Annotated in this window: 4 protein-coding genes and 1 pseudogene; all 5 read left to right on the top strand. The window is 70.8% G+C overall.

The window, feature by feature from the left end:
- Positions 1-178 precede the first annotated feature (178 nt).
- Positions 179-1,093 (top strand): ectoine/hydroxyectoine ABC transporter substrate-binding protein EhuB, encoded by a 915-nt coding sequence (gene ehuB / locus ABTY20_RS34955; RefSeq protein ID WP_352001165.1) that lies wholly within the window; start codon positions 179-181, stop codon positions 1,091-1,093.
- Positions 1,090-1,803, top strand: coding sequence for an ectoine/hydroxyectoine ABC transporter permease subunit EhuC (gene ehuC, locus ABTY20_RS34950; RefSeq protein WP_352001164.1), 714 nt, complete (start codon positions 1,090-1,092; stop codon positions 1,801-1,803). The genes ehuB and ehuC overlap by 4 nt, the downstream gene beginning before the upstream one ends.
- Positions 1,803-2,453, top strand: coding sequence for an ectoine/hydroxyectoine ABC transporter permease subunit EhuD (ehuD, locus tag ABTY20_RS34945; protein WP_352001163.1), 651 nt, complete (start codon positions 1,803-1,805; stop codon positions 2,451-2,453). Before ehuC ends, ehuD begins: the two co-directional genes overlap by 1 nt.
- Complete coding sequence (gene ehuA / locus ABTY20_RS34940) at positions 2,443-3,261, top strand: ectoine/hydroxyectoine ABC transporter ATP-binding protein EhuA (RefSeq protein WP_502991961.1); 819 nt, start codon at positions 2,443-2,445, stop codon at positions 3,259-3,261. Before ehuD ends, ehuA begins: the two co-directional genes overlap by 11 nt.
- Before the next feature lie 53 nt (positions 3,262-3,314).
- Positions 3,315-3,556: pseudogene (locus ABTY20_RS34935) on the top strand (hypothetical protein); the annotation flags it as partial.

The following is a 3,556-nucleotide window of genomic DNA, read 5'->3' as shown; positions in this document are numbered from 1 at the left end:
ATGACTTCCTGCCTCCCGCCGTGCCGCCCGGGCCCGCGGCCCCGGGGGCCGCCCCCCGCCCGCCCCCGCGGCGCCGCCCCCCCCCCCCGGCCCCCCCCCCCGGCCGGGGCCGCCGGGCCGCCGAGCGGGACCGAAACTGGCCGGAATAACCGGCATCGCTTTGGGTAGCCGCGCCGCCATGGCTCCACCACTGCAACCACTGAGACGATTCCGGGAGGCCCCCGGACCCACCCGCCGATCGCTGCTCGCGGGGGTCGCGGCGCTCGGCGCGCTGGGGGCCGCGGGCTGTTCCCGCGTCCCCACGGCGGCAGCCACGGACGGTGGTGACCTGCTGGACCGGCTCAGGGCCGCGGGCGTCGTCCGCCTGGGCATAGCCGGCGAGATCCCGTTCGGTTACATCGACCGGGACGGTGAGCTGACCGGCGAGGCGCCGGAACTGGCCAAGGTCATCTTCAAACGGCTCGGAGTGGAGCGGGTGCAGCCCGTGCCCACCGAGTTCGGCTCGCTGATACCCGGGCTGAACTCGCAGCAGTTCGACGTCGTGGCCGCCGGGATGTACGTCAACCCCGAGCGCTGCGAGCAGGTCCTCTTCTCCGACCCCGACTACCAGATGCTCGACTCGTTCATCGTCCGCAAGGGCAATCCGAAGGGTCTGCACGACTACCGGGACGTCGTGGAGAAGAAGGCGAAGTTCGCCACCGGCACCGGGTACGCGGAGATCGCGTACGCCGTCGAGGCCGGGTACCCGGAGAGCGACATCCTGATCGTCCCCGACCAGGTCGCCGGTCTGAACGCCGTCGAGGCCGGACGTGTCGACGTCTTCGCCGGGACCGCGCTCACCACCCGCGAGGTGGTGAAGAAGTCCGGCAAGGCGGAGGCCACGGAGCCCTTCAGGCCGATCGTCGGCGGGAAGCCGCACGTCGACGGCGGCGCCTTCGCCTTCCGGCCGACCGAGACGAAGCTGCGGGACGCCTTCAACGTCGAGCTGCGCAAGCTCAAGGAGAGCGGCGAACTGCTCCGCATCCTCAGGCCCTTCGGGTTCACCGAGGACGAGATGACGGATCTGACCGCGAAGGAGCTGTGCGGCGGATGACCCCGGGACTGTGGGAACTCGTACTCGACGGCGTCTGGGTGACGGTGCAGCTGCTCGTCCTCAGCGCGCTGCTGGCGACGGCGGTCTCCTTCGTGGTCGGCGTCGCGCGCACCCACCGGCTGTGGATCGTCCGCTTCCTCGCGGGCCTCTACACCGAGGTGTTCCGCGGGACCTCGGCGCTGGTGATGATCTTCTGGGTGTTCTTCGTGCTGCCCCCGGCCTTCGGCTGGCAGCTGGTGCCGCTGTGGGCGGGCACGCTGGCGCTCGGCCTGACCTACGGGGCGTACGGCTCGGAGATCGTGCGCGGCGCGCTCGCCGCGGTCGACCCGGCCCAGCGCGAGGGCGGCATCGCGCTCAGCTTCACGCCCTGGCAGCGGATGCGGCTGATCCTGCTGCCGCAGGCGGTGCCGGAGATGATCCCGCCGTTCTCCAACCTGCTGATCGAGCTGCTCAAGGGCACCGCCCTGGTGTCGATCATGGGCATGGGCGACCTGACGTTCAGCGCCAACCTGGTGCGTCTGGCGCTGCAGGAGAGCGCGGAGATCTACACGTACGTCCTGCTGATCTACTTCGTGATCGCCTTCCTGCTGACCCGCCTGATGCGCGGTCTGGAGAAGAAGCTGAAGGCGGGGGTCGGCAAGACCCCGGTCCGTGATCCGGGCGTGGAACTGAAGCGGGCCGAGACCACCAACGTGGGGGGTGCCGTCTGATGGAGTGGGACTGGAGCGCGGTCTCCGACTTCATGCCGCACTTCTGGGACGGTCTGCTGGTCACCCTGCAGATCCTGGTCCTGGGCTCGCTGATCTCGTTCGCGCTGGGCCTGGTGTGGGCGCTGCTGATGCGGGTGCCGACGCGCTGGGTGACCTGGCCGGTCGGGGCGGTGACGGAGTTCGTCCGCAACACCCCGCTGCTGGTGCAGCTCTTCTTCCTGTTCTACGTGCTGCCCGAGTGGGGCGTGACCTTCTCGGCACTGACCACCGGTGTCCTCGCCATCGGGCTGCACTACTCGACGTACACGATGCAGGTCTACCGCGCGGGCATCGAGGCCGTGCCGGTGGGCCAGTGGGAGGCGGCGACGGCGCTGAACCTGCCGCTGCGCCGGACGTGGACCGCGGTGATCCTGCCGCAGGCCGTGCGCAGGGTGGTGCCCGCGCTCGGCAACTACGTCATCTCGATGCTGAAGGACACGCCGCTGCTGATGGCCATCACCGTGCTGGAGATGCTCGGTGAGGCGCGGCTGTTCTCGCAGCAGAACTTCCAGTTCACCGAGCCCCTGACGGTGATCGGCCTCGCCTTCATCGTCATCTCCTACCTGGCCTCCCTTGCCCTGCGAGCCCTGGAGCGACGCCTTGTCCCCTGACACCCACACCCCGTTCGACAAGAAGCCCGAGGGGCCGGGGGCGCCCGGGACGCCGGAGAACCCCAGGAGCACCGGCGAGCTGATCCGGCTGGAGCGGGTCACCAAGCGCTTCGGGGACCACACGGTCCTGGACCACCTGGACTTCTCCGTGGACGCCGGCCGGCACGTCACGCTGATCGGTCCGTCCGGCTCGGGCAAGACCACGATCCTGCGGCTGCTGATGACGCTGCTGAAGCCGGACGAGGGCACGATCACCGTCGACGGGGAGCGGCTGTTCCCGGCGCCCGAGAAGCAGGTCCGCGAGGTCCGCAAGAAGATCGGGATGGTGTTCCAGCAGTTCAACCTGTTCCCGAACATGACGGTGCTGCGGAACATCACCGAGGCCCCGGTCACCGTGCTCGGCCTGTCCAAGGACGAGGCCGAGGAGCGGGCGCGGGAGCTGCTGGAGCTGGTCGGGCTGACCGACCACCTCGGAAAGCGCCCCGGTCAGCTGTCCGGCGGCCAGCAGCAGCGGGTGGCGATCGCGCGGGCGCTGGCGATGCGGCCGCAGGTGCTGCTCCTCGACGAGGTGACCTCGGCGCTCGACCCGGAGCTGGTCGCGGGCGTGCTGGACGTGCTGCGGGACATCGCCCGCTCCACCGACATCACCATGCTCTGCGTGACCCACGAGATGAACTTCGCCCGGGACATCTCCGACCAGGTGCTGATGTTCGACTCGGGCCGGATCATCGAGGCCGGTACGCCGGAGAAGATCTTCAGCGAGCCGGAGCACGACCGGACGCGGGAATTCCTCAGCGCGGTGCTGTAGTCACGGGCCGTGGGGGGCCGCGGTCTCGTCGGCCTCCGCTTCCCGGTGGCCCGGTGACGGCTGTCGTGGAGCGGCTCCGCGACCGGGTGGGCGCCGCCGTCCACCTCAGCCGGTACGTCGACGGCGAGGTCACGGTCGCCCGGTACGCCGGCGGCCCGGCCGCCCCGGAGGTCGACGAGCGGGTGGGCCTCCGCCACCGCGCGCACGCCACCGCGGTGGGCAGGTCCTGCTCACCCGGCTCGGCCCGGCTCCGTCCCCGCCGCTCGCCCGGGCCCACCGCCTGCGCCGGGCCGCC

Source organism: Streptomyces sp. NPDC126497 (assembly GCF_040302425.1).
In the GTDB taxonomy this organism is placed as follows: Bacteria; Actinomycetota; Actinomycetes; order Streptomycetales; family Streptomycetaceae; genus Streptomyces.
This window is presented reverse-complemented; position numbering and strand designations above follow the sequence as displayed.